The 23,549-nt window shown below is 63.2% G+C and carries 30 protein-coding genes and 2 pseudogenes; 13 read left to right on the top strand and 19 right to left on the bottom strand.

Going from position 1 to position 23,549, the window contains the following annotated elements; translation table 11 throughout:
• The 3 genes and pseudogenes from WDJ60_RS18010 to WDJ60_RS18020 form a co-directional block, all read left to right on the top strand.
• Positions 1 to 126: pseudogene (locus tag WDJ60_RS18010) on the top strand (IS701 family transposase); the annotation flags it as partial.
• A gap of 111 nt (positions 127 to 237) precedes the next feature.
• Positions 238 to 732: a hypothetical protein gene (locus WDJ60_RS18015; protein WP_340102117.1), complete on the top strand. Its 495-nt coding sequence runs from the start codon at positions 238 to 240 to the stop codon at positions 730 to 732.
• 84 nt (positions 733 to 816) lie between these two features.
• Positions 817 to 1,059 (top strand): DUF8142 family protein, encoded by a 243-nt coding sequence (locus tag WDJ60_RS18020; RefSeq protein ID WP_340102118.1) that lies wholly within the window; start codon positions 817 to 819, stop codon positions 1,057 to 1,059.
• On the opposite strand, the gene WDJ60_RS18025 is transcribed toward WDJ60_RS18020, so the two are convergent.
• The 10 genes from WDJ60_RS18025 to pth2 all read right to left on the bottom strand — a co-directional run bounded on the left by WDJ60_RS18025 (position 1,060) and on the right by pth2 (position 6,656).
• Positions 1,060 to 1,308 carry a DUF3194 domain-containing protein gene (locus tag WDJ60_RS18025; protein WP_340102119.1) on the bottom strand — a complete coding sequence of 83 codons (249 nt, stop codon included), beginning with the start codon at positions 1,306 to 1,308 and terminating at the stop codon, positions 1,060 to 1,062. It abuts the gene before it with no gap.
• Positions 1,309 to 1,695 (bottom strand): prefoldin subunit beta, encoded by a 387-nt coding sequence (locus WDJ60_RS18030; protein ID WP_340102120.1) that lies wholly within the window; start codon positions 1,693 to 1,695, stop codon positions 1,309 to 1,311.
• Positions 1,696 to 1,764: 69 nt separating this feature from the next.
• Positions 1,765 to 2,034: a KEOPS complex subunit Pcc1 gene (locus tag WDJ60_RS18035; RefSeq protein WP_340102121.1), complete on the bottom strand. Its 270-nt coding sequence runs from the start codon at positions 2,032 to 2,034 to the stop codon at positions 1,765 to 1,767.
• The gene (locus WDJ60_RS18040; RefSeq protein WP_267638479.1) at positions 2,006 to 2,140 is read right to left on the bottom strand and encodes a DNA-directed RNA polymerase subunit P; all 135 of its coding nucleotides are present in this window, start codon (positions 2,138 to 2,140) and stop codon (positions 2,006 to 2,008) included. The genes WDJ60_RS18035 and WDJ60_RS18040 overlap by 29 nt, the downstream gene beginning before the upstream one ends.
• Positions 2,141 to 2,165: 25 nt before the next feature.
• Entirely contained in the window at positions 2,166 to 2,444 is a 279-nt protein-coding gene (locus WDJ60_RS18045) for a 50S ribosomal protein L37ae (protein ID WP_340102123.1), read from the bottom strand.
• Between the two features lie 196 nt (positions 2,445 to 2,640).
• Positions 2,641 to 3,366 (bottom strand): DUF2103 domain-containing protein, encoded by a 726-nt coding sequence (locus WDJ60_RS18050; protein WP_340102124.1) that lies wholly within the window; start codon positions 3,364 to 3,366, stop codon positions 2,641 to 2,643.
• A gap of 40 nt (positions 3,367 to 3,406) precedes the next feature.
• The gene (gene truD / locus WDJ60_RS18055) at positions 3,407 to 4,753 is read right to left on the bottom strand and encodes a tRNA pseudouridine(13) synthase TruD (protein WP_340102148.1); all 1,347 of its coding nucleotides are present in this window, start codon (positions 4,751 to 4,753) and stop codon (positions 3,407 to 3,409) included.
• A gap of 61 nt (positions 4,754 to 4,814) precedes the next feature.
• Positions 4,815 to 5,498 (bottom strand): archaeal proteasome endopeptidase complex subunit beta, encoded by a 684-nt coding sequence (gene psmB, locus WDJ60_RS18060; RefSeq protein ID WP_417750479.1) that lies wholly within the window; start codon positions 5,496 to 5,498, stop codon positions 4,815 to 4,817.
• Complete coding sequence (gene psmA / locus WDJ60_RS18065; protein ID WP_340102125.1) at positions 5,495 to 6,232, bottom strand: archaeal proteasome endopeptidase complex subunit alpha; 738 nt, start codon at positions 6,230 to 6,232, stop codon at positions 5,495 to 5,497. Before psmA ends, psmB begins: the two co-directional genes overlap by 4 nt.
• A gap of 85 nt (positions 6,233 to 6,317) precedes the next feature.
• Positions 6,318 to 6,656 (bottom strand): peptidyl-tRNA hydrolase Pth2, encoded by a 339-nt coding sequence (gene pth2, locus WDJ60_RS18070; RefSeq protein WP_340102126.1) that lies wholly within the window; start codon positions 6,654 to 6,656, stop codon positions 6,318 to 6,320.
• Positions 6,657 to 6,755: 99 nt separating this feature from the next.
• Between pth2 and dcd the strand changes: the two genes are divergently transcribed.
• From dcd to WDJ60_RS18085, 3 genes are all read left to right on the top strand, one after another.
• A complete protein-coding gene (dcd, locus tag WDJ60_RS18075; protein ID WP_340102127.1) occupies positions 6,756 to 7,343 on the top strand; it encodes a dCTP deaminase in 588 nt (195 codons plus the stop codon).
• 128 nt (positions 7,344 to 7,471) lie between these two features.
• Entirely contained in the window at positions 7,472 to 8,368 is an 897-nt protein-coding gene (locus WDJ60_RS18080; RefSeq protein WP_340102128.1) for a thiamine-phosphate synthase family protein, read from the top strand.
• The gene (locus WDJ60_RS18085) at positions 8,365 to 9,018 is read left to right on the top strand and encodes a class I SAM-dependent methyltransferase (RefSeq protein WP_340102129.1); all 654 of its coding nucleotides are present in this window, start codon (positions 8,365 to 8,367) and stop codon (positions 9,016 to 9,018) included. Before WDJ60_RS18080 ends, WDJ60_RS18085 begins: the two co-directional genes overlap by 4 nt.
• Here the strand turns inward: WDJ60_RS18085 and WDJ60_RS18090 are convergent, their stop codons facing one another.
• Both WDJ60_RS18090 and WDJ60_RS18095 read right to left on the bottom strand, forming a co-directional pair.
• The gene (locus WDJ60_RS18090) at positions 9,019 to 9,804 is read right to left on the bottom strand and encodes a DUF7001 family protein (protein ID WP_340102130.1); all 786 of its coding nucleotides are present in this window, start codon (positions 9,802 to 9,804) and stop codon (positions 9,019 to 9,021) included.
• 253 nt (positions 9,805 to 10,057) lie between these two features.
• A complete protein-coding gene (locus tag WDJ60_RS18095; RefSeq protein WP_340102131.1) occupies positions 10,058 to 10,573 on the bottom strand; it encodes an HTH domain-containing protein in 516 nt (171 codons plus the stop codon).
• Between the two features lie 171 nt (positions 10,574 to 10,744).
• On the opposite strand from WDJ60_RS18095, the gene WDJ60_RS18100 reads away from it, so the two are divergent.
• Entirely contained in the window at positions 10,745 to 11,257 is a 513-nt protein-coding gene (locus WDJ60_RS18100; protein WP_340102132.1) for a GNAT family N-acetyltransferase, read from the top strand.
• Positions 11,258 to 11,291: 34 nt separating this feature from the next.
• Here the strand turns inward: WDJ60_RS18100 and WDJ60_RS18105 are convergent, their stop codons facing one another.
• A complete protein-coding gene (locus WDJ60_RS18105; protein ID WP_340102133.1) occupies positions 11,292 to 12,212 on the bottom strand; it encodes a sulfide-dependent adenosine diphosphate thiazole synthase in 921 nt (306 codons plus the stop codon).
• A 115-nt stretch (positions 12,213 to 12,327) separates the two neighbouring features.
• Here WDJ60_RS18105 and WDJ60_RS18110 point away from each other — a divergent pair, with 115 nt between their 5' ends.
• Positions 12,328 to 13,257, top strand: coding sequence for a thiamine-phosphate synthase family protein (locus WDJ60_RS18110; RefSeq protein ID WP_340102134.1), 930 nt, complete (start codon positions 12,328 to 12,330; stop codon positions 13,255 to 13,257).
• A 6-nt stretch (positions 13,258 to 13,263) separates the two neighbouring features.
• Here WDJ60_RS18110 and WDJ60_RS18115 read toward each other — a convergent pair whose 3' ends face one another.
• A complete protein-coding gene (locus WDJ60_RS18115; RefSeq protein WP_340102136.1) occupies positions 13,264 to 13,914 on the bottom strand; it encodes a chemotaxis protein CheC in 651 nt (216 codons plus the stop codon).
• A 106-nt stretch (positions 13,915 to 14,020) separates the two neighbouring features.
• Between WDJ60_RS18115 and sugE the strand changes: the two genes are divergently transcribed.
• Complete coding sequence (sugE, locus tag WDJ60_RS18120) at positions 14,021 to 14,344, top strand: quaternary ammonium compound efflux SMR transporter SugE (RefSeq protein ID WP_340102137.1); 324 nt, start codon at positions 14,021 to 14,023, stop codon at positions 14,342 to 14,344.
• 41 nt (positions 14,345 to 14,385) lie between these two features.
• Here sugE and WDJ60_RS18125 read toward each other — a convergent pair whose 3' ends face one another.
• The gene (locus WDJ60_RS18125) at positions 14,386 to 15,144 is read right to left on the bottom strand and encodes a 4-phosphopantoate--beta-alanine ligase (protein ID WP_340102138.1); all 759 of its coding nucleotides are present in this window, start codon (positions 15,142 to 15,144) and stop codon (positions 14,386 to 14,388) included.
• Positions 15,145 to 15,222: 78 nt separating this feature from the next.
• Here WDJ60_RS18125 and WDJ60_RS18130 point away from each other — a divergent pair, with 78 nt between their 5' ends.
• Positions 15,223 to 16,272 carry a DUF7972 family membrane protein gene (locus WDJ60_RS18130; RefSeq protein WP_340102140.1) on the top strand — a complete coding sequence of 350 codons (1,050 nt, stop codon included), beginning with the start codon at positions 15,223 to 15,225 and terminating at the stop codon, positions 16,270 to 16,272.
• An 11-nt stretch (positions 16,273 to 16,283) separates the two neighbouring features.
• On the opposite strand, the gene WDJ60_RS18135 is transcribed toward WDJ60_RS18130, so the two are convergent.
• A complete protein-coding gene (locus WDJ60_RS18135; protein ID WP_340102141.1) occupies positions 16,284 to 17,123 on the bottom strand; it encodes a pantoate kinase in 840 nt (279 codons plus the stop codon).
• Positions 17,124 to 17,162: 39 nt separating this feature from the next.
• Positions 17,163 to 18,308 carry a DUF7978 family protein gene (locus WDJ60_RS18140; protein ID WP_340102142.1) on the bottom strand — a complete coding sequence of 382 codons (1,146 nt, stop codon included), beginning with the start codon at positions 18,306 to 18,308 and terminating at the stop codon, positions 17,163 to 17,165.
• A 143-nt stretch (positions 18,309 to 18,451) separates the two neighbouring features.
• On the opposite strand from WDJ60_RS18140, the gene WDJ60_RS18145 reads away from it, so the two are divergent.
• From WDJ60_RS18145 to WDJ60_RS18155, 3 genes are all read left to right on the top strand, one after another.
• A complete protein-coding gene (locus WDJ60_RS18145) occupies positions 18,452 to 20,689 on the top strand; it encodes an NADP-dependent malic enzyme (RefSeq protein WP_340102143.1) in 2,238 nt (745 codons plus the stop codon).
• 244 nt (positions 20,690 to 20,933) lie between these two features.
• Entirely contained in the window at positions 20,934 to 21,236 is a 303-nt protein-coding gene (locus tag WDJ60_RS18150; protein ID WP_340102144.1) for a UPF0175 family protein, read from the top strand.
• Positions 21,233 to 21,739 carry a PIN domain-containing protein gene (locus WDJ60_RS18155; protein ID WP_340102146.1) on the top strand — a complete coding sequence of 169 codons (507 nt, stop codon included), beginning with the start codon at positions 21,233 to 21,235 and terminating at the stop codon, positions 21,737 to 21,739. Before WDJ60_RS18150 ends, WDJ60_RS18155 begins: the two co-directional genes overlap by 4 nt.
• An 89-nt stretch (positions 21,740 to 21,828) precedes the next feature.
• On the opposite strand, the pseudogene WDJ60_RS18160 reads toward WDJ60_RS18155, so the two are convergent.
• Positions 21,829 to 22,936: pseudogene (locus WDJ60_RS18160) on the bottom strand (RNA-guided endonuclease InsQ/TnpB family protein).
• Positions 22,933 to 23,313: an IS200/IS605 family transposase gene (gene tnpA / locus WDJ60_RS18165; protein ID WP_340102147.1), complete on the bottom strand. Its 381-nt coding sequence runs from the start codon at positions 23,311 to 23,313 to the stop codon at positions 22,933 to 22,935. Before tnpA ends, WDJ60_RS18160 begins: the two are co-directional and overlap by 4 nt.
• Positions 23,314 to 23,549: the final 236 nt, after the last annotated feature.

A 23,549-nucleotide genomic window follows, 5' to 3' on the forward strand; every position in this document is an offset into this window, starting at 1 on the left:
AAAGAAGCCGTGTACAACCTTCTCTCGTGGGTTCGAGACAACGATGATCGTGGCGTCGATGACCTTATGCAAGAGATCGACCATCTTTTCGTTCACTCAACAGCCGACACTAACGTTCAAAGCTGAGATCCGGATTAAAACGGCCGATAGAACAGTTAATCCGGCTTAATTCGGAGGGAAGACGAGTTGAACGCTTTCCCCCTTGAAGTCCCTCTGGCCACCAGTGTCGAGTGCAACATGAAGCTAACAAAGACCGTCGGCGTGCTGTTCGCTGTGCTGCTGGTCGCCACCGCAGGTGCCGCAGCACTGCCGGGTAACGCGCCCACCGACTCACAGGCTGGACAGGCAGACAATCAGACCGACGCTGCAGACGAAGAGGCAAACGAGTCCGCGGACGCGGGCCCCGGGATGAGCAACAGTGCAAACTCGGCAGCTGACGACCGCGCCGGCGAGAACAGCGACGATCGGCGTGGCCCGCCGACCGACATGCCCGAGCAGGCACCCGACTTCGTGAGTCAGATTCACGAACTCGTTCACCAGCACCTCGACGGTGACCTCGACAATCTCGGCGAGCAGGTGAGCGATCTGGTCGGCGCTGACGACGAGGAGGCTGACGAAGAACAGGACGATGCTGACAGCGAAGAAAGCGACGACGCGGACGACAGTGAGGATAGCGAAGAGACCGACGACGCTGACAGCGACGACGAGACGGCTGACGGCGACTCCGTATAAATCCTCCCCCCTGAACGAAGTCCGCTGACGCTCCTGACGACGACGAACGCGACGCTTTTTTACGTGCGTGTCGAACGTTGAGTCATGGCTGCGCCCACGAGCGAGGAGTACGACCTCGACCGAAAGCGAGCGGCGCTGTACATCCTGCCGTTCGTCCTGCTGGGCATCGGCAATCTGCTCCTCCTGCTGGGCTGGGGACTGCGGCCGCTGTGGGCCTTTTTGATTCTGCCGCCAATCCTGTTCGTGAGCGTGCTGGGCTACATCGCGTTCAGAACGGGACTTGCCGGGAACCGCCTCGAAGAGGAGACGGCCGCCGACAGCAAGTAGTTACTCCAGAAGGTCGTCGACGGCAGCGCGTGCGGCCAGCGTCGCGTCCTCGGCCACGCGGTCGATGTCCGCCTGGCTGTCGGGCGCATTGAAATAGATGTCGACCTCGAGGATACCGTCGTCGAACGAGACAGTGATATCGAGGTCCTCGACGTTCGACCGAGAGAGTCGTGAGAAGACGACATCTTCGGCGGCCGCTGCGGCCGTCTGGACGACCTCGTCGTCGGTGGGGTCGTCCGTCGAAGCCATTTATGCGCCGCCAGCGCCGGGTCCGCCCATCGGGCCGCCACCGGCACCGCCGAGCATCTGCTGGAGTTCTTCCTGCAGTTCCTCGAACTGCTCCTGGACGCGCTCTTCCTGCTTCTGGAGGGTTTCGACGCGTACTTCGAGGCTGTCGACCTTCTCTTCGAGGTCGGATTCTGCCTCGTCGTAGTCCGTCTTCACGAGCAGTTCGCCGACTTCGCGGTACATCGTGGTGTCCTCGTCGACGTTCTCGAGTTCGTCGAGTGCCGTCTCGGACTCGCTGAGCTGTGTCTCTGCCTGCTGTTTCTGTGCAGCGACCTGCTGGGCCGTCTCCTGAAGGTCCTGCAGTTCTTCGAGTTTCTCCTGTGCTTCCGGCGGAAGGTTACCCTGCATACCCATCACCTGGGTGTCCGCCGTGGTAAACCCTTGCTTTCGGGACTAGAGCGTCGCCACGGACAGCGGTCACACCACAGCGTCACCGGTCTGTTCGGCGACAGTAACCAGCGTACACCAGGTGTTCAGCCCAGCACGGAGGGCAACGAGGTCTGCCGCATAGACCGTGAGTTCGAGTGTTGCACCATCGCGTGTGAGCGAGACGGTCGAGCGGTCACCGTCGATGTCGCCGATTTCCGGACGGATAGAACGCTCGACACGGCTGGCACGCTCGGCGTCGTCGTACTCGAAGGTCAGAACAGCGTCGTGGTTACTCGACGGAGACTTCTTTGATGTCACGGCTGCGCTCCTTGAGGAGCACGCGGTGGCCACAGTACGGACAGCGGACGCCACCGTACTCGTCGAGCGTGACGTCGCGCTTGCATCGGGAACACTTGTAGCTCATGTGTGATAACCAGGGCTGGAGACCCTTATTCTTCGTCCTCGCCGAGTGCGGCGCGAATCGAGCGCGTGACGGTCTCGCCAGCGGGCGTCTCCGGGGAGTAGGCACCACCGGTGAACGTGTAGCCACACGCCTGGCACGTCCAGACGCCAGTGCCCTGCCGGTCGACGCGGTCCTCTCCACAGTCGGGGCAGGTGTGGTCTGCGTTCATGTTCGCCTCGATATCGGCGACGCGTCGTCGGGAGACGCGTCCGTACCGTGCGCCAAAGCGGCCGTCGCTGCCGGTCCGGCCCTTCTGTTCGCTCATAGTACCGTACTGTCTGCGTACCGCCCCAATAACCCCTACGATTCACAGCGGGAACGAGATGCCAAGCATCCGAGCCAGCCGAGCATTTATTACCGAAGGGTAGACCAGCCCAGTCCGTGCTCTGAGAGATATCCCGGCGTGGGCAGCGATTGTGCGACACGCCACGCCGGGAGCCAGTCGGAAGACGTGTCGCCTGTCAATCCTGCAGTTCGGCCTCGACCAGCGCCTCGTTCAGGTCTGCTCGAACGTACTCACCGAGGTCACGCTCACCGGCCGTGGTGACGACGCGGTTCTCCTGAACGCTCGACCCGTCGCGAACGAGCAGACGGACGTTCCCGTTGTCGTCGGCGCGCGTCGCCTTGGCTCGCAGCCCCGTCCGGGACCCCGACCCCCCTGCGTCGATTGGGCCCGGAATTATCTTCTTGACGTGCGGATGGTCGGCGACGACTTTCAGCGCGTTACGACCCTGACGGCCGCCGATGAGCGTCGAGTGTGAGCCACCCAGTTTCTCGGCGACGGAGGCTTCGACCACCTCCAGCGACGGCTCCCCCTGTCGTTCGACGACGTATTCGACGGGGTCCTCGGCAGCGACGCGGTAGAACTCGTAGCGCAACTCCGCTCGAACCGCCCGCAGTACGTCGCGGTCGCCGGTCGCGTACACCTCTTCCGGGCGCTTGCGGCGCACTTCGTCGGCAATCAGGCTGGCGAAGTTCCGCAGTTCCGTGAGTTCCTGCTCGCTGTCCTCTGGTTCGGGGGTCGTCGTCACGACGCGGCGACCGTGAACTGTCTCACCGTCGAGCGTCGTGACCGTCGCGCGCTCGCGCCCGAGTTCGAGAACGACGGTGTCGGCGTTTGCCGTGTGACAGACCAGACAGTAGTCGCCGGGTCTGTCGAGTGGCGTGGTACACTGCCGACACTTCATACCAAGAGATAGGCGGACGAATCCCGATAAGCAGCGTGCTTTACCGGTCGTCGGGGTCCCGCTTCAGGTACTCTCGCATGAGAACCGTCGCGTACGAGCCCTTCGGCAGGTCGAAGCAGAACGTCAGGGGGTCGCGTTCGACGGTAAGGTCAGTCTGGACCGCGATGGCGCGACGCGTCCCCTCCGAGTGGAACTCGCCAGGCTGGTCGAAATCAGTGGGTTCGATTCCGACCTCGTCCAGCACCGCACGCTCGATGTCGCCTGGTTCACCATCGGCCAACTCCGTCTCGGTGCCGACGAGTGGTGCAGTCACGAACGCCCGTCCGCGTTCGCAGTGGCGGGTAATCGAATCGAGTCGCTTCTCGGTCACCCGCTGTGTGCGGCTGGTGTCCGGAAGCGTCAGCCCCTCAGGTGCGTCGCTGTCGGTAAAGCAGACCACGTCCCCGACCACAGGTGTCGTGAACGGTAGTCCACGTTCGAGCCGTTCCGACAGAATTCGGTTGAAGACGTACGACTGGGCAGCGTTGACGAACAGCTGCTGGAGGTTGGTCGGTACCGCCTCCAGTGCAGCCCGGAAGTCTTCGGAGTCTTCGTCGCCAGCACTCTCGACCAGCCTGTGGAGCATCGACCGCTCGTAGCCGAGATGTCGGGGAAACACGTCGAGTGCAGCCTGCCAGTCGCCAGTCTCGGCGACGGCACGCGCTTCCCGGGTCTGTTCGGGTTCGCGATCGTGCGGGTTCCCAACGTAGGCCATGACCGCGCCTTCCCAGTCATCGCGAGCGATTGCCAGCCCGACTTCGTGTGTGACAGGTCGAATGCTCCCGAAGCGTTGCTGGCCGAAGTAGTTGGGGACCGCAACGGTCGCATCCTCGGCAGAGTTCATACCGTCGACGCCAGCGAACGCGCGCAGGTCGTCGGTGATGTCGTCGACGTTGTCGGGTGTCTCGGGATTTCGAACCGTTATCTCGAAGCGGTTGCCAGCGAGGTCGCCGAACAGAATGGGGCGGCCGGCCCGACCAATAATTTCGATGTCGACATCCGAGAGTTCGGGAATATCCTCGGAGTCGATACCGTCGACAGAGAACAGTTGGGTCGTGACGGCGCGCTTGTCCTTGGTTCCGGCCCAGGAAACCCGTTCGCGAGAGATGCCGAGACGGTCAGAGAGCGCACCGGCGAAGTCGTTGGTGTCCCAGTCGCGAAGCGTCGCGCGAACCACGAGATGTGGATAGGCGGCGGGGTCGGCATCGACCGGTTCCGTGTCGAACAGTTCGATTTCGGTCACACAAAAGTCGGCGGGTGAATCGCGGAGGCGACCGCCGATACCGTCGGCGTCGCTGACGTAGTACTCGATGCCGACCTGCCGTTCGATATCGTGGGCCTCGCGCATCCGTTCAGCGGAACCCACGGTTCGGCCTAATAAACACCTGTCGAGAAAAGGCCCGACGTCGTTAGAGCAACTCGGTCACGTCGTCGAACTTCTCGATGTCGACGCCGTCTTCGGTGATTGTCGCCAGCGCCAGTCCATTCCCAGAGCCGGTGTCACGCTCGGTGGCGGCGTTGACCGCGCGTGCGGCGAGGGTCTGGGCCTCTTCGAGAGAGAGGTCGTCGTCGTACTGGTTCTCGAGTGCACCGTGGGCGAGTTGCATCCCGCTACCGGTGACGGTGTAGTCGTCAGCCATGACACCGCCGGCCGGGTCGATGCTGTAGACGTGGCTGCCCTCGTCATCGACACCACCCAGAATCGGGTTGATGGCGAAGAAGGGACCGCCGCGGGCGAAGTTGCCCGAAAGCGTCGCCAGCGCGTGAATCGACATCGGCTCGTCACGGCGCGTCTCGTAGAGGCTGGCCTCCGAGCGCAGCGTCCGGATGAAAGACTGTGCGCCACCGACGGAGCCGACGAGCGTGAGCGCCGCGGTCGGGTGAATCTGCTCGACCTTGACGACGTTCTTGTTCGAGACGAAGCGGCCGCCGAGCGAGGCACGGCGGTCGGTCCCGATCACGACGCCGTCGGGCGTCGTGATGCCGACGGTGGTCGTGCCGGTTTTGGCGACGGTGTCGTCGTCTGCGCCGGACTGGTTCGATTCCTGGAACGGTGCGAGTTCGGGTTCGTAGGGGTCAGTCGTGTCCATCATTGGTCCTCACTGTCGATACCGCGTTCGTCGAGGTGCGTCGCGACCTCCTCCGACGAGAGCGTGCTGAACTGCTCCGTCTCGACGTCGACCGTCGCGACGTGGACGCCTTCGGGGTTGAGGCCGTCCTCGCTGGCCTCGGCCATCGCTTCCAGCGTGAGGCCGATACCGCCCTGCAGGTCCATCTCGGGCGAGTACTCCTCTTCGAGGTGGCCCATGATGTCGTCGCGGCCGCCGCCGACCGCGGTGGCCTGCCACTCGTAGGGCGTCCCGGAGGGGTCGGTCTCGAACAGGCGCGGTTCGCCATCTTCGATACCACCCACCAGCAGGGCAACGCCGAACGGTCGCGCGCCACCGGTCTGGGTGTACTGTTGGACGTGGTCGGTAATCGACTTGGTCAGTGTCTCCACGCCAACGGGTTCGTCGTAGCGGAGGCGGTTAATCTGTGCTTCCTGTCGCGCCACGTCGACGAGTTTGCGCGCGTCGGCGACGTGACCGGCGCTGGCGACGCCGACGTGGTCGTCGATCTTGTGCAACTTCTCGATACTCTCGCGCTCGATGAGCGGCGAGCGAATCTGTCGATCTGCCGCGAGCACAACGCCGTCTTCCGTCCGAACGCCGACGCTCGCACTCCCGCGCGAAACGGCCTCGCGGGCGTACTCCACCTGGTAGAGTCGCCCGTCCGGCGAGAAGATAGTGATACCACGGTCGTATGCCTGCTGTTGGTTATCTTGCATTGTATCGGGGGGATGTTCTACTCACCCGAGGTAAGGGATAGTTCTATATAGGCCTTCTGACGCCTGCAAACACGGCCCGTTGCGGTCAGTACAGCGAGAGATCACCGGTCACGGCATCGATTCGATTATCAGCGGCGGGGCCGACCGCGAGCGCACTCGCCGTGCCGGGTTCGAGTTCGGTGTGTCCGGCGTCCCGGACGATAGCGTGAGGGAGCCGCTCGGCTTTGGCCTTCTCCGCGAGTTCGAACAGCGCCTGCTCGCCGTTGGCCTGGAGGACGACCTTCTTCTGGCCGCCGCCTTTCCACTCTTTCTGGTCGCTGGCGGGGGCGTCCTCGTAGGCCATCAACGAGGCGTGGGCGACCTGCGCGGCGAGTTTTCCCTCGCCCATCCCGAGGTCTGCACGGGCGACAATCGCCTGCTTCATACACTCTCTGGGGGCTGGCGGTACTAAGGGCTGACCGTCTGGGCAATCTGGCCAGGGACGACCGGGAGATTTTAACGCCCCACGGACGGTGAGAGAGGTATGATACTCTCGGACGCGGACATCACGCGGCGGCTGGACGAGGGGAGCCTCGTCGTCGAGCCGCTCGACGACCCCGAGCTACAGATTCAGCCTGCCAGCGTCGACCTGCGACTGGGCCAGACGTTTCTCGAATTCCAGCACGCCAACATTCCCTGTATCCACCCCAACAGCGAGCAGGAAGTCGAGGAGTACGTCGAAGAAACTGACGTGGGCACTGACGGCGAGTACGTCCTCCACCCCGGTGATTTCGTGCTGGGGACGACCTACGAACGCGTCGAGATTCCGGACGATCTCATTGCGCACGTCGAGGGGCGCTCCTCACTGGGCCGACTCGCGATTGTCGTCCACGCGACGGCCGGCCTCTGTGACCCCGGTTACGAGGGACAGATTACGCTCGAACTCTCGAATCTCGGGCGCGCACCGGTGTCGCTCACTCCCGGAATGCGCATCTCGCAGTTGACCTTCACCGAGTTGAAGACACCCGCCGACCGGCCCTACGGTGCCGAGCGCGGGTCGAAGTACCAGGGCCAGCGTGGGCCGCAGGCGTCGAAGATACAGGGCGATAGAGAGTTCGGAGGCGACCAATGAGGACCGCTTGCGTGTCCGAATCCGGCGGCGAGAAACGAAGTGGAGTTCGGAGGCGACCAATGAGGACCGCTTGCGTGTCCGAATCCGGCGGCGAGAACGAAAGGAAGTTCGGAGGCGACCAGTAACAGATGCACTTCATCGAAGAACTCGTCGTCGACGAATTCCTTCCGACGTTCCGGTCGCTGCTGGCCGAGCAGTTGCGCGAGCAGGGACTGACCCAGAGCGAGGTGGCAGACCTGCTCGGTATCAGTCAGAGCGCCGTCTCGAAGTACGTCCACGGCGAGGTCGGGCGCAACGAGCGCCTCGTCGCCGACGAGCGCGTTCGCGACCTGGTCGACCGGCTGGCCGATGGTCTGGCCGACGGCAGCATGACCACGACCGAAGCGCTGGTCGAGGCAGAAGTGTGCATCCGTGAACTCGAACAGGGTGGGACGCTGGCGGACCTCCACGCCGAAGCAGTCCCGGAACTCGGGGACTACGGCGCGGACTTTGCGGTCCACGACTCCGACAGCCGACTCCGCGAGGCCGGCCGCGTGCGCGCCTCGGTCCGGCAGGGGCTTCGCATTCTGGAAAACACCGGCGGATTCGCACCGTTGATTCCCGCCGTGGGGTCCAATCTCGTGGAAGCACTGCCCGACGCCGAGCGAATCGAGGACGTGGCCGGCGTCCCCGGACGCATCCTTGACGTGGGCGGGCAGGCGACGGTGCCGGGCGAACCGGAGTTCGGCGTCAGCCAGCACGTCGCGAACGTACTGCTCGCAGTACAAGCCGCCGGTAGCGACGCACGGGCGGCGCTCAACGTCGCCTACAGCGAGGAGACAGTCGACGCACTCGACGCGTCGGGGCTGACCGTCGCGGAGTTCGACGCCGAAGCTACCCTCGAAGACGGTATCGCCGCTGCACTCGAAACGGCGCCCGACGCAGACGTACTCTACCAGACTGGTGCGATGGGTATCGAACCAATCGTCTACATTCTCGGCCCAGATGCCGTGACCGTCGCGGAACGGCTCCGCACGATTGCATGAGCGACGCCGCCCAGTGTTTCTACGGGCGGTGGGCTCGACTCTACGACCGACTGGCCGACCTGCCTGGTCTCCGTTCGTGGCGCGCGCAGACGGCCGCGATGCTCGACCTCTCTCCGGGAGAGACAGTCGTCGAGATGGGATGTGGCACCGGTGCGAACGTCCCACACCTCCGCGAGCAGGTGGGGCCAACTGGCCGCGTCGTCGGCATCGATCTCACGCGAGAGATGCTCACGCAGGCGCGTACCCACCCCGAACGCGTGGGGCAGGGAGTCGACTACGTGCAGGCCGACGCAACGCGCCTGCCAGTCGACGACGCCGATGCCGTGCTCGCGACCTTCGTCGTCGGGATGTTCGACGACCCCGCGACGGCAGTCAGACGGTGGTGTGACCTCGTCGGCCCGGGCGGCCAGGTTGCGCTGTTGAACTTCCAGCGGAGCGACCACACCCTGGCCGCGCCGATCAATCTTGCCTTCGAAGGATTCGTTCGACTCTCGTCACCTGGCAAGCGGTTCTCGCGGTCCTCGCACGCCGCGACGTTCGAGCAACGGGTCGGTCGAGCACGGGAAGCGCTGGCCGAGCGGACAGAACAGCGCCACTTCGAGACGTTCGCGGGTGGGTATCTCGGCGTGCTGGTCGGTCGCGTCGAATAATTAGGGCGCGTACAGGTCGGCGTGTGTCTCGCAGAATTCGGGGTCACGGAGCTGCGCTTCGACGACGCCCGGCTGGCGATGGGGGTTGTGGAGTCGGCAGCACTCTTCGTCACAGAATGCCTCGCCGGTCGCCAGATAGTGGTGCGCCTGGAGGACGTAGCCTCGTAGCGCCTCGGTCGTTCGTGGGTCTTCGGCAACCAGAAACTCCCCTTCGACCTCGTTTTCGAGCACCTCTCGCGGCGGGGCATCACCGGAGAGCATGGCGTGTTTTTGCTGTTCCTTGTAGTACTGCTCGGGTTTTGCGGGGGCTTCGTAGAGGCCAGGCACAGAGACGAGTGCGGGCTGGCCGAGAACGTTCACGCGTTTGTGCCAGCGGCCGTCGTGGTCGCCCCACGTCCCGACCACGCGGTCGAGGAGTGGGACGTGGAGGTGGGCGAGATCTCGTTCGCTCTGGGGGGTGTGCTGGCCCAGACTCTCCTGAACCTGCAGGCCGTCGTAGATGACGCCGCCGGCGCGCTCGGGGTCCTCGATGGCCCGCTCCTCGTAGCGAACGATACCGAGCATCGTGTTGCCTGTTTCGCGGTCGTAGGGGTCGAGGACGCGCGCCTCGGCAAATGCCTCCGGTAGGTCATCGTCGGCGTAACAGGAGAGAAACCGGTCTCGCACCTCGACGGTAGCGTCGATACGTGGACGGAGCCACTCGGCGATGGCGTCGGCGTCTGCCTCGGTCGTTGGGGCGCGGTAGAGCGTTACCCGGTCAACGGGCGTGGCCGCTCCAGTGGTCATATGCAACGTACGAGTAAAGTGAAGAAAACAGTTTTTGCTTCGGTGACAGTCTCGAACAGCCCGAAACACTACCTCAGATCCACTCGTCGAGGTCGACGACAGTGTCGGACCGGAGCCACTCGCTTCTGGCTCCCGACTGGAGGATTGCGTCGCCGTTGCCCTCGGTGATGAGTCTCGGTTCCATGTCTGGATCGAGGGTCCCGAGAGAGACCAGTTGTGTACCTAACAAGTATGAAAGAGAGGGGCGACTGCCTCAGTCCTCGAAGACGGGGAATTCGATATCACTCTCCGCCGTCTCGGGGCGTTCGCCGGCGCGCTCGTACGCGTCGAGATAGTCGGCCACGTTCCAGGTGTGGTTCTCACCGGAGCAGGGGTACACACCACAGAGACCGTCGTCGTAGACAGCTAGACACATAATCGGAACTGTGAGAACGTCTTCTTTCCCACCGACGAGCGAGGAGGCGGTCCGGCGCTCGAACGGCGGCGTAATCGAGAGGTCGTGTTCTTTCGCCCAGAGCAAGTACTCTTTGTACACCTCGACAACGCGTGCGTGCTCGGTGTGTTCGGAGATAGCAACTTCGTCGGGCCAGGTTTCGACGGTGAACTCGTCGATTACGTCGTCTGCGCGCATGCTACTCAGGCGGTCGATGACGTCCGTCCGGGGACCACAGACGGGACGGCGCGTCCAGAGGACCATCTGGACCTCGTCGGACTCTTCCAGCGTTGCCTCCCCCCCAATAGTCGTACTTTCGTTTATTTTTGCAGTCATACGTTACTTGTTCAGCCAATTAAACGAACTGATGGTTGAATAAGTTTTTGCTTGAAGCCATATTGCGCTATATTTGGTCAAGTTGTTGTACGAAGCAGTGCCGCCAGAACGGATGATACCACTCCTCAGACTATCGGTATCGTTTTTCGCGCCGGAGCGGAAGGGAGACCCATGCCTGGCCCAGCCTTCCGTGAGGGAGAGCAGGTCGAACTGCGGCCTGTCGAGCCCAACGATTACGACTTCCTGGTATCGAACGCGAACACCCGTGATATCCGACTCGTGACCGACACGAACAGACCGCTGATTCGCGACGACGTGGCAGGCCTGGTCGAAGCCGACGATTCGGTACACTTTCTCGTCTGCGTGGACGGGGACCCAGTTGGTACCGTCTGGCTGTTCCACGAAACCGCGCTCCACGGCCGTGCCGAGGTCGGTTACTGGATAACGGCTGGCGAGCGTGGGGAGGGGTACGCTACCGAGGCCGTCACACTCCTCACGGAGTACGCGACGGCCGAACGCCGTCTTCGGCGACTCCTGGCACGGGTCTTCGAGGGCAACGACGCCTCAAAACGGGTCCTGGAGACGGTCGGATTCAAACAGGAGGGGACACTGCGCGAACACTACTACGTCGACGGGGAGTTCCTGGACGCGACACTGTACGGCTGGGTCGCAGACGGAAGTTGAGTATCAAAACCGTCGCGGCTGGGAGCCGGTGTGGTCAGTCGTCAGCCGGTTCCGCGCGCGTCGTCATCTCGACATCGTCGGCGTCGATACCGAGTTCGTCGATAGCCTCCTGTGCGGCGCGCTTGCCCGAGAGGAGCATGGCACCGAACGTCGGCCCCATCCGCGGGAGACCGTAGGTCGTCGCAGTCGCCATTCCAGTGACGATGAGTCCGTCGTGCGCGAGACCGGTGTGTTCGACGACCGCATCCTCGCTTTCGCCGACCCACATCGAATCGTGGCCGGGCGAGTCGTGGCCGGGTGCACCGTAAGAATCGTCCCCGGTCTGGTCCATCCCGCTGGCCTCGTCTTCGAGACCCGGCGCGTTGAGGACGCCGCGCTCGTCGAGTTTCTTGACCGCCATGGCGTCGTGACCGGTCGCGTCGATGACCAGGTCGGCTTCGACGGCGATGGGGTCGACACAGGTGATCTCGCGCGGCAGCGCGTGGACCGGCGTCCAGTTCATCACGATACCGCCGACGCGGTGGTCCTCGCGGATGACGATATCGGTAAACTCGGTCATGTTCTGCATCTTCGCGCCGGCGTCACAGGCGGCCTTGATGAGGCCCGAACACGCCTCCGGCCCGTTGGCGACGAACAGGCCCTCCGAATCCTGGGACTGCTTGTAGTCCACGTCGAGTTCGTCGAGGACGTGATGAGCTGGGCCCCGAACAGTGACTTTGTTCATCAGGAAGCCGCCGAGCCAGAACCCACCACCGAGGTAGTTGTTCTTCTCGACGACCATCGTCTGGACGCCCCGTTCCGAGAGTTCTTTGGCAGCCATCAGCCCGGAGGGGCCGCCACCGACGATAATGACATCGGAGTCCGAGAAGTCCATGAACTCCTCTGTCCACTCCTGGCCGATTGCTCGTGTGACCTCTGCTTCGCCAACGTCGCTGAACTGCGTTTCGTGACTCATACGACCGAGTGTTAGTAGTCGGTAGTGTTATCACTTTCGTTATAATAAGTCTGTATAACCCGGTTGTACGACCGCGGTGAATGGGCTTATATCGGGGCCGACCAAATCGGAAGGTATGACGCTGCGGTTCCCGAGCGAAATCGTCGTCGAGCGGTTCCTGCCGACGGTTCGCGCCGAACTCGCCATCGAACTCGACGAGCGGGGACTCACCCAACAAGAGATTGCCGACCACCTTGGCGTGAGTCAGGCGGCAGTCAGCCAGTACGTCGGCGGCGACACCCCTATCGAGGAGCGCTTCGCCGAGGACGACCGCTTCCGGGCCACCGTCGAGACCATCGCCGACGGCTTCGCGGCCGGGACGATGGACGGCTACGAAGCGCTCGGGGAACTGCTGGCGCTGATTCGGGCGTTCGAGGACCGCGGTCCGATCTGTGCGGTCCACGAGGAGGAGATGCCTGCCCTCGACGGCATCGGCTGTGACCTCTGTGTTCGCGGGACCGACGACGCGGTCGAAGCCGAGCGTGCCGCGCTGGCCGCCGTCCGGCGGGCGTCACGGCGTCTCGCGAACGCTCGCGGTATCGCCACGCACATCCCGAACGTCGGGACAAACGTCGGGACCGCCGTGCCGGGTGCGACAGACGAGACGGATGTCGCGGCAGTTCCAGGCCGACTCCAGACGGTCGGTTCGCGGGTCATCGTGCCGGCCGACCCGGAGTTCGGTGCCTCCCAGCGCGTCGCGGAGACGATTCTGGCCGCGACGAGCATCGACCCCGAGACGCGTGGCGCACTGAATCTCGCGACTTCCGATGAGTTGCTCGCGGCCGCACGCGAGCAGGGGTACGACCCGCTCCAGTTCGAGGCCGGCTACGAGAATCGAGAGCAGCGGCTCCGGGAACGGTTCGACAAGCGCGGCGAGGTGCCACGAGTTATCTATCACGACGGGACCTTCGGTATCCCGCCGGTGACCTACGTCCTCGGCGAGACGGCGACAGACGCAGCCGAGCGCGCTATCGAACTCCTCCGACAGGCCACAGAAGAAGCGTAACGTCGGTTAGTCGCTGGTCAGGTCCGCGTCGGCGACAGTGTCTTTCTTGATGTCCGTTTCCACGTCGATTTGCTGGACGAGGTCGACGAGGTCGCGCAACTGCGGGAAGGTGTAGACGGTCAACCCGATGTCCTCGCCGCCGGCGACGATTTCCGAGTCGAGGACGAAGACCATGTCCTCGTCGGGCCATCCGCCCATCCGCTGGATGATTCTGTGGGCTGGGCCGAACGTGAACGCAGGCGTGCCCATGTCGATGGTCGTATCGAGGACGTTCGCCCAGCCGTCGATGTACCCCGAGGTCATGATGTTGCCGATCTCCTGAATCGCCGACCGCTCCATGTCGGTAAAGCCCGACGACGTGTCGTCGCCACCGTCACCGGGTAACATGAGCTGGGCGAGGCGCTTGCTGTCGTGGGGGTCCAGCATGAAAAGCACGTAGCCGTGTGGGGACTCAGTCAGCTTGACGTGGATGCCGACCTTCTTTTCGCTGCCGAGGTGGGTCTTGACGTCCTCCATCGCGAGGAAGTTGAGTTTCGAGACGTGAATCCGGGCGTCGATGCCGGTCATCTGGCTTAGACTGTCGGCCACCTGCCGGGACCCCTCCTTGGATATCTTGTTGAAGAGGTCAAGTTTTCTGACGTCGACCTGCAGACTCATACCTGTAGATGGGGTCGAGCGACCGTAAATACCGGGGCACCAGTCACAACAGCGGGCCGGCAGCAAAACAGAAACTACAGCCCAGTTCGACGAGTAGCTGGTCGACATGTCGTGGTACGTGCTGCTGCTCGCGGGGCTGTTCGAAATCGGCTGGGCAATCGGACTCGAATACTCTGATGGCCTCTCGAAACCAGTCCCGACGCTCGGCACCGTTCTCGCGCTCGTCGTGAGCATGGTCCTGCTGGCACAGGCAGTCAAGAACCTCCCTATCGGGACGGCGTACGCCGTCTGGACCGGCATCGGTGCTGTGGGAACGGCGTCGCTCGGAATCGTCCTCTTCGACGAACCGTCCACACTCCTCCGCATGGGATTTATCGGCGTCATCGTCGTCGGTATCGTCGGGCTGCACCTCGCGTCTGGCGGCCACTAGAATCCGACTGGCAGCGTTACCTCGCCTCTCGTCTGCGGGCGCTACTCGTCTTTGTTCAGTTCGCCCGATCGAATCGCGTCCTCGGCCGCCGCTCGCGCCTCGCCGGCGTCGAAGTCAGCGACGATTGCCCGTAGTTTCGACTCGTCAGCGTCCGCGAGGTCGCGGGCGTGGGCTGTCACGTTCGGAACTGCGCGGATGATGTTGTCGATTATCGGGACTGCCGCGCTCTCTGCCGACCGCGAGAGCGGGTTGAGGTCGACGACGATTTCGATTTTACCCATCTCGGCGAGCGCCGCCGCGCGGTCGCCGTCTTCCAGCGGGACAACCACCACGTCCGCTGCGCCGATACCGTCGGCGTCGACTTTCGCGCGCTCGTGGTCCAGTCCCGGGATCCGACCGTCCGCAGTCAGTCCCCTGACGTTCTCAGCGCCGTGCGCCCGGAGGTGGTCGGCGATGGCTTCCATCCGCGCTTCGGTGCGGTTGAAGAGGTTGACTTCGATGTCTGCACCGGTCACCTCGGCGAGTTCGACCGTCTCGCCGGGGACCAGTGCCGCGACGTTGCCGTTGACCGAGAGCACGGGATGGTCCGCGAGGAGGAGGTGGGCCGCGGCGGCACGCGCTGCGTCGTCGGCGCTCGGAATCGTCTCCTCCCCAAGGAGGTAGTCGAAGGCTTCGCCCCGGCCCTGAGCGATGAGTCCCTGCTGGCTCGTGATTCCCTTCGCGACCCCGTCTTCGATACGGTGTCGCGTCAGCAGCGACTGGTAGCGCGGGTGACTCTCCGGCACGTCGATGTCGTCCATACCAGGACTGGGAGAGCCAGCGGCAAAAGCGGACTGACACGGTACAAAAGTAAACAGTCCCGGTCGTGTAGGGAGCGTATGACCGACTGGGCGGCCGAGAGCGGCGATGCCGACACGATGCGCGGCCGTGCCACAGAGAGTAGCTGGAAGCTCTGGGTCCTGCTGAACGCCGACCGGTGGCTCGTGACTGCTGGCGTCCTCGCCGGGTTCTTCGCCGTACTGGTACTCATCAGCGCGTTCGCACCCGTCCCGTTGCGCACGGTACTGGGCCAGTCCGACCCCAACGAGACGCTGTTTCAGGCGCTCGTGACCGCCATCATCACTGGCGTCACGCTCGTCGTCACTATCACACAGCTGGTCCTCTCACAGGAGCTGGGTGCGGCCGGCGACCAGCGCGAGCGCATGGAGGGGGCGATGCAGTTTCGCGCGGACGTGGCGAGCGTGGTCGACGCTCCCGTGAGCCCGCCGGAACCTGCGTCCTTCCTCCAGTCGCTCGTCGACGCGACGCGAGCACGGGCCGAAGAACTCGCCGCGGCCGTCGAGGACAACGACGACGTTCGCGGCCAGGTCGCCAGCTACACCGACGGCCTCGAAGCGAACGCAGCACACGTCCAGGAGCGCCTGGGCGACGCCGAGTTCGGAACCTTCGGCGTCCTGCACGCAGCACTCGACTACAACTACTCCTGGAAGATTTACGAGGGAAAGCGGCTCCGAGCCGAGTACGAGGGTTCGCTCTCTGAGGAAGCCGTCGAAGCGCTCGATGAGCTCCTTGAAACGCTGCGGTTGTTCGGCCCGGCCCGCGAGCACATCAAGACGCTGTACTTTCAGTGGGAGCTAATCAACCTCTCGCGGTCGATCCTCTACGCTGCCATGCCAGCGCTCGTCGTCGCTATCGGTGGCGTCCTCTTTCTGGATGCGCCCGGAACCGTCACCGGAATCACGCTCGGCGTCGACAATCTCGTCTGGGTCGTCAGCGCCGCGACGACGATAGCGCTCGCGCCCTTCGTCATCCTGCTCGCCTACGTGTTGCGGATTGCGACCATCGCCAAACGAACGCTGGCAATCGGCCCGTTCGTCCTCCGCGAGACCGACCGCTCAGAGACAATCGAATGGGACGATACCGAATGAGAACAGAACGGCTACCCACCTGGCTCTTCGAGGGTCGCACCACAGGGGTGAATCTGACAGACTTCGGGGTCGTAGCCAGCATCCGAAAGGCCAGTCCCAAGCGCGAAAACCGTCTGACCGAGCATCGCCATTGCGGCAGTGCCGCCAGCGTCGGAAACGTCCAGAATGACATCCCGAACCTCGGGCGTAATCAGGTCGGCCTCGCGGGAGAACTGCCGAGCGGCGCGCATGAACGTGTCGAGGGTCGGTTCGCCGACGACCATCGAGAGCGCGCGGGTTCCCGCCTGGGTGAGCTGGTCGCCGGCATCGGCCAGGACATCGTCCGTCGAGAGCTGTCCGATGACGTGATACTCCACGCGCGAACGGGCGGGGATGCCGTCGAGTTCGTTGTCCTGAGGTCCACCGGGTTCGAGTCGAATCGGTGCGCCGCCGCGTGCCTGTGCGACCACGTCGCCGAGACCGGTTCCCGCCTGGACCTCCGCGCCGTGTGCGATGGTCGTCAGTTCCCGTTCCGAGAGCTTTCGCTGGAAGGCAGCGTTGGCAGCGAGCGCCGTTCCGAGTGCCATCGCACCGGAGACGCCGAATCCGGAGCCGAGCGGGAGGTCGGTGACACCGCGGACCTGCGCGGACACGTCGAGTGCGTCGAGCACGCGGTCGACAGCCCCCATCTCGACGGGGTCGCCGCCGAGGTAGGTTTCGGGGTGGTCGCTCGGATGGACAGTCACCGTCACGCCGTCAGAGAGCGTCAGTCCACCACCGCGAGAGCCGGCTTTCGTCGGGTCCGGGTCCGCGTCCTTGGTGAAGAACCCGGTGATGTGTCCCGGGACGAACGCCGTCGCAACGTCGGTCATGGCTCATCGGTCCGGTGCCGACGCGCTTAATCTTTGGCGTCAGCGGCCGACAAGATATCCCGCGATGCCGCCGCTTGCGACCGGATAGAGCAGGCACATGAACACGATCGACGAGCCGAGGACCGGCTGGACGGTAGCCTGACCGCCCGGCGTCGTATAGGTGAACAGAACCGTTGCACCGACGAGTGTCAGGACCGCGTATCCCACCATAATCGACCCACCGGCGACCGCGCCATCGAGACGGGTCGCATCGCCGTCGAGCGATGTCCGGGAGGCCAGCACGAGTGCGAGGACGAACAACACGGCCGCCGGCGCGAGATAGACCGCTATCTTCGGCACCGAAGGGTTGGTGGCAAAACTGTAAAACACCTCGATGAAGTTCTCCGAGCTCGACTGGCTGCCACCGATTGCCGTGATCCCGACGTTGTGCGCGGAGTAAAAAAACCAGCCGAAGACCTCGAGCAATCCAGGTCCCTGGTTGCCGACCCCGCCGATGTAGCCATCGAGGTCACCTTCACCGGCGGCTGCCACGACGAGCATCGCTGTGACGAAGAAGTTGACGACGAAGGCGACGATGCCGTAGAACAGCCCGCCAACGACCGGAGCCGAGCCGAGTCGGTCACCGAGCGACCGCCCCCCTCGCTGCTGGTGAGGCTGGCCCTGAACCGGTTGTCCCGGCTGGCTCTGTGCTTGCTGAGGAGGTTGGCCATGGGTCTGTTGTTCGGGCTGACCCTGTGGCTGCTGTGGCGACTGTGATTGACTCTGCTGATTGGCCCGGTTCTGACCCGATGGGGCGGACTGATCGGGAGATCGTTTTGCAGGTTGTCCCGCTGTCTGTCTGCCCGACTGAGACGGTTGTTGCGCTGACTGGTCTTGGGCGTGCGGCCGGGACCAGTTTCTTCCCGTGTCAGCCGGTGATTGCGTCGGTGACGACTGACTGTCTGGCTGCGTTTCTGTCGCCGATTGGGGATTCCACTGGTCGTGTTGTGACTGCTGTGGATCTGATTGATGCTGGTCTGACTGCTGATTGTCCGACTGAGACTGGTGTTGGTCTGGTTGACCCGGTGGCTGGGACTGTTCGGTTTCTGATTGGTCGTCGTCTCCGGCGTCGGCGACTGGCGTCTCACACTCCGGACAGCGGAGTGCCCGATCCGGGAGATCGGCCCCACACGAGGAACAGTGCATACTCCCGTTTCAGGGATATGTAACCTAAAAGTGTATATCCAAGCAGGATTGTCCGGAATAGCCGACCAGACCGGAGCGGCCTGTTCACGTCAAGTGATGACGGGGCAGGTGCGATTTACGGTCCTCGCACTACGACTGGCAGTATGGGACTCGACGAAGACTCACTCGACTACCACAGCCAGGACCCGCCTGGAAAGATAGAAATCTCGACGACCAAGCCGACCAACACCCAGCGAGATCTGAGCCTCGCGTACTCGCCTGGTGTCGCCGCGCCCTGTCGCGCTATCGACGACAACCCGGCTGACGCCTACCAGTATACGGCGAAGGGGAATCTGGTCGGCGTCATCTCGGATGGCTCTGCCGTCCTCGGTCTCGGCGACATCGGTGCTCAGGCGTCCAAGCCGGTCATGGAGGGGAAAGGCGTCCTGTTCAAGCGCTTTGCCGACATCGACGTGTTCGACGTGGAACTGGACCTCGACAATGCCGACGCGTTCGTCGAGGCCGTCGCGGCCATGGAGCCGACGTTCGGGGGCATCAATCTGGAGGATATCAAGGCACCGGAGTGTTTCCGCATCGAGGGGAAACTCCGCGACCGAATGGACATCCCTGTCTTCCACGACGACCAGCACGGGACCGCCATCATCTCCGGGGCAGCCCTGCTCAACGCCGTCGAGATAGCCGAGAAGGACCTCGAAGACCTCGACGTGGTGTTCGCCGGGGCGGGGGCTGCCGCGACGGCGACGGCGCGCTTCTACGTCTCACTGGGTGTCGATTCGGACAACGTGACGATGTGCGACGAACACGGAATTCTCTCGACTGACCGCACCGACCTCACCAGATACACGCTCCCGTTTGCGAATACCGAGGGCGGAGACCTCGCCGATGCGATGGACGGGGCAGACGTGTTCGTCGGCCTCTCGGTCGGCGGTATCGTCGACGAAGATATGGTCCGGTCGATGGCCGACAACCCGATCATCTTCGCGATGGCAAACCCCGAGCCCGAAATCGGCTACGAACGCGCAAAAAACGCCCGTGACGACACGGTCATCATGGCGACCGGCCGCTCCGATTACCCGAACCAGGTCAACAACGTGCTGGGCTTTCCCTTCATTTTCCGGGGTGCACTCGACGCCCGTGCGACCGAGATCAACGAGGAGATGAAAGTTGCTGCGTCCGAGGCACTCGCCAACCTCGCACGTGAGGACGTACCCGACGCGGTCACGAAAGCGTACGACGACGAACCGCTCCAGTTCGGACCGGAGTACATCATCCCCAAGCCGCTGGATTCGCGGGTGCTCTTCGAGGTGGCGACGGCCGTCGCGCGAGCGGCCATGGAGAGCGGTGCGGCGCGAAACGAACTCGACCTCGACCGCTACCGCGAGCGACTGGAGGCACGGCTGGGCAAGAGCCGCGAGATGATGCGCGTGGTGCTCAACCAGGCAAAGCGCGAGCCAAAGCGGGTCGCCTTCGCCGAGGGGGACGACGAGAAAATCGTGCGTGCCGCCTACCAGCTCGTCGATGAAGGTATCGCGAAGCCGGTGCTGGTCGGCGACCGCAAGCAGATCTGGGCGATAGCCGACCGACTCGGCCTGGACTTCGAGCCGGAAATCGTCGACCCGACTCGTGACCATCTGGACCCCTACATCGACCGCCTTCACGAACTCCGTCGCCGGAAGGGCGTGACCAGAGAGGAGGCTGAGGACCTGATGCGCGATGGCAACTACCTCGGCAACGTGATGGTCGAGATGGGTGACGCCGACGCCATGCTGACCGGGTTGACCCACCACTACGGTGCAGCGCTCAGGCCGCCCCTGCAGATTATTGGGACGGCCGACGACGCCGACTACGCCGCCGGCGTTTACATGCTCACGTTCAAGAACCGCGTCGTCTTCTGTGCGGACACGACGGTCAACCAGGACCCGAGCGCCGACGTGCTCGCGGAGGTGACCCAACACGCCGCCAGTGTCGCCCGCAAGTTCAACGTCGAACCACGCGCTGCCCTCCTCTCGTACTCCGACTTCGGGTCGGTCGACAATCCCGGGACGCGAAAGCCCCGCCGTGCTGCCGAACGGCTGCGCGCAAATCCGGACGTGGACTTCCCGGTCGACGGCGAGATGCAGGCAGACACCGCAGTCGTCGAGGAGATGCTGACCGGCGACTACGACTTTTCGGACCTCGATGCCCCGGCGAACGTGCTCGTCTTCCCGAACCTCGAAGCGGGCAACATCGGCTACAAACTCCTCCAGCGCCTCGGCGGTGCCGAAGCCATCGGCCCGATGCTCGCCGGGATGGACAAACCCGTCCACGTCCTCCAGCGTGGCGACGAAGTCAAAGATATCGTGAATCTGGCCGGCGTCGCTGTCGTCGACGCACAGGAATAGCACCGGCGACGAAGCCAGCGGCGAGTCGCCGCTTTTTCCCCAAGTTTTTGCCGTGAGCGGGGCGCGAAACGAACGGCAAGGCCGTGAGCGAGCGCCCCCGAACGGGAAAAAGTGGTTGCGATATCGTGAATCTGGCCGGCGTCGCCGTCGTTGACGCGCAGGAATGACCGATCCCTGAACTCGCCAATTGCTCTCGATGAACCAGGGAATATTAGTGCGTTTGCATTGTGTTACATCGCATACAATGCCGACTGTGAGTGTACGACTCCCGGAAGAAGACAACGAGGAACTGGAAGCGGTGACGGAACTGCTCGAATCCGACAAGAGCACGACGATTCGGAAGGCGCTCCGGGAGGGAATGGCGACGCTCCGGGAACGCCACGCCGTCGAACGGTATCAGAGCGGCGAGGCTTCGGTCAACGAGGCGGCGCGCCTGGCAGGGGTGTCGGTCGGCGAGTGGCTCGAACTCGCCCACGAGCGCGGGCTGACGACCCAACTCAACGAGACGGACCTCTCTTTCGATGCCGAACGCGCGAGCGAGCTATGATTCTCGTCGACGCCACCACGCTGTACGAACTGGGGCAGGTCGGAGAGCTAGACCTGTTAGATTCCTTCGAGGGAACTGTCGTGGTGCTGGACGCCGTGGCCGACGAGGTGACTGTCGAGCCGGCAGCGGCGAATCTGGCGCGCTTTCTCGACGAGTACGACGTGACGACGGCACTCGACATCGATACGTTCGAAGCCGATGCGATGACATTGCTCGATACCGACGAGCGGACTAGCGACGTGATGCTGGTCGCGGCGCTGTTGGCTGGGCGGGAGCGTGAGGAAGACGTGGCACTCGTCTCGGGGGACAAACGACTGCGTGCGATTGCCGACGGACTCGGCGCGACTGTGACCAGTACGTTCGGGGTAGTCGTGCGGGCCACGACCGACGATAAATACTTCTCGACGACGCAGGCAAAGCGCGTGATTCGTCGCACCGACCACCACGGCGTCCAGATGACCGGGACACTCCGGGAGCGTGCGATTGGTGAAGTCTCCGGTTGAAAATCACTCGGCCCTGGCGTGCGTTGCCGCGACCGCGTTTGACATCCTCCCCGCGCTAAACCGCGAGGATTCCTCCGTTTGGGGTTCGGCTACCGACCCACGGAGGCAACTTGCGGGTTCGTGCGCACTTCTTTGGAACTTTCATGAGGGTGTGGTTTCCCCGACCAATCGTGGTCGTCCCACTCGAATCGCACGGGCCGTGCCATCGGCCTGACTTCGCAATCGCTGTGTTCTCGAAGGAACGTCTCTGACGCCGTGAGGTCGGCGTGCCCCTCGAAACCACACGGACACGTCAGCGTATCCCCGTGGCGAACTGTCTCCTCGCGGTCGCCACACTCGGGGCACATCTGACTCGTCCATGCTTCCGACTCGGCTTCGAGACTGATGCCGTACTCCTCACAGACGCACGCGAGACGGCGGATGAACTTCTTGAACGCCCAGAAGTTGTGCGTCTTCCTGTTCACCCTGACCGACCAATGTGTTTCCAGCACATCGGTCAAGTCGCCCACGTACACCGTCGAACCATTCGAACAACTCTCGACCGTCGTAGAGGTACTGGGAACCAGTGGTCGTGGAACAGGCAACGAGATTGTTTGCGCCAACGTCGAGGGCGGCTTCGTGAGAAGCTAGTGGTGAATCCAGTCGAGAATCAGGAACGGCGACTGGTTGAAAAGCCCTGAACGTGTCGCTCACCTCGTCGTACTCAAGTTCCAGACGGCCCTGTTTGCCGTCCCATTTCGGGTTGCCTCGGACTTCGAGGCGGAGTCGTTCGTGGTAGCCGAGTCCGTATTCATCTTTCAGTTCTTGCCCGACAGGAATTTCCAGACGGCTTCGCTTGCCCCACTGAATCGTGTACTGGTTGCATCGGATGTAGGTGCGGAGTTCGCGTCCGTCCTCCTCGTTGCCCCAGTACGACGGTGGGTTAGCGTCCTCGCCTTTCTCCTTGAGGGCGAAGAACGACCGCCACGCTTCGCTGTTCTTGCGCGTGACCTGTTGAACGGTCGCGCTTCCGACGACACCGTTGTAGCGCCCTCGGTACTCAGACGTGTCCCACACGTCGCCGTCTCCGAAGTAGTTCTGACGACGTTCGCAGGTCAGCTCGTTCTACAGAGAGGCAGAGGCGTCGAGTAGCCGTAGAAGACACTCTTTGTCGTTCTCAGTCTGTGGAACCACCTCGAAGGTGTTGACGCGCTTCATTCGTCTCCACCTTCCTGTTCGGCGATGTACTGTTCGACAGCGCCCTTTGAGGCACTCCCCGCTGTTCCGACGTAGTAGGAACGAGTCCACTTCACGCGGTCGTCGTACTGCTGATTATACTTCCGCGCTGAGATGCCTTTCACCCAGTTAACGATGAGTGACGGGGCGTTCTTGGGCGGACTCCCGATGAACAGGTATACGTAATCAGACATGACCTCGGACTCGGCCAGATCGAGGCCTTTGTCCTCACAGATTTCCGCGAAGATGGTTTCGAGACGTTCCTTCGTCTTCCCCGTCAGGTGCGAACGCCGATATGTTGGCACGAACACTATGTGGTAGTAGAGTTCATATTTCGCGTGACGGGTACTCTTTACCATCTATACATACTATCACAGTCAGGACGGATTAAAGATCGCGTTGGAACCCCGTCTATGCCATCCTCGGCGGTTGAATACTGTTGGTCGGCTTCATCCCCGCCCTGAAGGGCTGTCTCTTACCCACAAGTACAAGCCGCGGAGTTGACAAGCTGAGACTGGAAGATGGAACGCTGTTCACGGGGTTGGCGGCCAGAAGTTGATAAAGATGGACAGCTGCGTGACATGGATGTCTCGGG

Source organism: Salinibaculum salinum, assembly GCF_037645885.1.
In the GTDB taxonomy this organism is placed as follows: domain Archaea; phylum Halobacteriota; class Halobacteria; order Halobacteriales; family Haloarculaceae; genus Salinibaculum; species Salinibaculum salinum.

Excerpts from the sequence above, each read along its gene's own strand:
- WDJ60_RS18015 (WP_340102117.1), top strand. The coding sequence starts at position 238 with ATGAAGCTAACAAAGACCGTCGGCGTGCTGTTCGCTGTGCTGCTGGTC.
- WDJ60_RS18020 (WP_340102118.1), top strand. The coding sequence starts at position 817 with ATGGCTGCGCCCACGAGCGAGGAGTACGACCTCGACCGAAAGCGAGCG.
- WDJ60_RS18025 (WP_340102119.1), bottom strand. The coding sequence starts at position 1,308 with ATGGCTTCGACGGACGACCCCACCGACGACGAGGTCGTCCAGACGGCC.
- WDJ60_RS18030 (WP_340102120.1), bottom strand. The coding sequence starts at position 1,695 with ATGCAGGGTAACCTTCCGCCGGAAGCACAGGAGAAACTCGAAGAACTG.
- WDJ60_RS18040 (WP_267638479.1), bottom strand. The coding sequence starts at position 2,140 with ATGAGCTACAAGTGTTCCCGATGCAAGCGCGACGTCACGCTCGACGAG.
- WDJ60_RS18045 (WP_340102123.1), bottom strand. The coding sequence starts at position 2,444 with ATGAGCGAACAGAAGGGCCGGACCGGCAGCGACGGCCGCTTTGGCGCA.
- WDJ60_RS18050 (WP_340102124.1), bottom strand. The coding sequence starts at position 3,366 with ATGAAGTGTCGGCAGTGTACCACGCCACTCGACAGACCCGGCGACTAC.
- truD (WP_340102148.1), bottom strand. The coding sequence starts at position 4,753 with ATGCGCGAGGCCCACGATATCGAACGGCAGGTCGGCATCGAGTACTAC.
- psmB (WP_417750479.1), bottom strand. The coding sequence starts at position 5,498 with ATGATGGACACGACTGACCCCTACGAACCCGAACTCGCACCGTTCCAG.
- psmA (WP_340102125.1), bottom strand. The coding sequence starts at position 6,232 with ATGCAAGATAACCAACAGCAGGCATACGACCGTGGTATCACTATCTTC.
- pth2 (WP_340102126.1), bottom strand. The coding sequence starts at position 6,656 with ATGAAGCAGGCGATTGTCGCCCGTGCAGACCTCGGGATGGGCGAGGGA.
- dcd (WP_340102127.1), top strand. The coding sequence starts at position 6,756 with ATGATACTCTCGGACGCGGACATCACGCGGCGGCTGGACGAGGGGAGC.
- WDJ60_RS18080 (WP_340102128.1), top strand. The coding sequence starts at position 7,472 with ATGCACTTCATCGAAGAACTCGTCGTCGACGAATTCCTTCCGACGTTC.
- WDJ60_RS18085 (WP_340102129.1), top strand. The coding sequence starts at position 8,365 with ATGAGCGACGCCGCCCAGTGTTTCTACGGGCGGTGGGCTCGACTCTAC.
- WDJ60_RS18090 (WP_340102130.1), bottom strand. The coding sequence starts at position 9,804 with ATGACCACTGGAGCGGCCACGCCCGTTGACCGGGTAACGCTCTACCGC.
- WDJ60_RS18095 (WP_340102131.1), bottom strand. The coding sequence starts at position 10,573 with ATGACTGCAAAAATAAACGAAAGTACGACTATTGGGGGGGAGGCAACG.
- WDJ60_RS18100 (WP_340102132.1), top strand. The coding sequence starts at position 10,745 with ATGCCTGGCCCAGCCTTCCGTGAGGGAGAGCAGGTCGAACTGCGGCCT.
- WDJ60_RS18105 (WP_340102133.1), bottom strand. The coding sequence starts at position 12,212 with ATGAGTCACGAAACGCAGTTCAGCGACGTTGGCGAAGCAGAGGTCACA.
- WDJ60_RS18110 (WP_340102134.1), top strand. The coding sequence starts at position 12,328 with ATGACGCTGCGGTTCCCGAGCGAAATCGTCGTCGAGCGGTTCCTGCCG.
- WDJ60_RS18115 (WP_340102136.1), bottom strand. The coding sequence starts at position 13,914 with ATGAGTCTGCAGGTCGACGTCAGAAAACTTGACCTCTTCAACAAGATA.
- sugE (WP_340102137.1), top strand. The coding sequence starts at position 14,021 with ATGTCGTGGTACGTGCTGCTGCTCGCGGGGCTGTTCGAAATCGGCTGG.
- WDJ60_RS18125 (WP_340102138.1), bottom strand. The coding sequence starts at position 15,144 with ATGGACGACATCGACGTGCCGGAGAGTCACCCGCGCTACCAGTCGCTG.
- WDJ60_RS18130 (WP_340102140.1), top strand. The coding sequence starts at position 15,223 with ATGACCGACTGGGCGGCCGAGAGCGGCGATGCCGACACGATGCGCGGC.
- WDJ60_RS18135 (WP_340102141.1), bottom strand. The coding sequence starts at position 17,123 with ATGACCGACGTTGCGACGGCGTTCGTCCCGGGACACATCACCGGGTTC.
- WDJ60_RS18140 (WP_340102142.1), bottom strand. The coding sequence starts at position 18,308 with ATGCACTGTTCCTCGTGTGGGGCCGATCTCCCGGATCGGGCACTCCGC.
- WDJ60_RS18145 (WP_340102143.1), top strand. The coding sequence starts at position 18,452 with ATGGGACTCGACGAAGACTCACTCGACTACCACAGCCAGGACCCGCCT.
- WDJ60_RS18150 (WP_340102144.1), top strand. The coding sequence starts at position 20,934 with ATGCCGACTGTGAGTGTACGACTCCCGGAAGAAGACAACGAGGAACTG.
- WDJ60_RS18155 (WP_340102146.1), top strand. The coding sequence starts at position 21,233 with ATGATTCTCGTCGACGCCACCACGCTGTACGAACTGGGGCAGGTCGGA.
- tnpA (WP_340102147.1), bottom strand. The coding sequence starts at position 23,313 with ATGGTAAAGAGTACCCGTCACGCGAAATATGAACTCTACTACCACATA.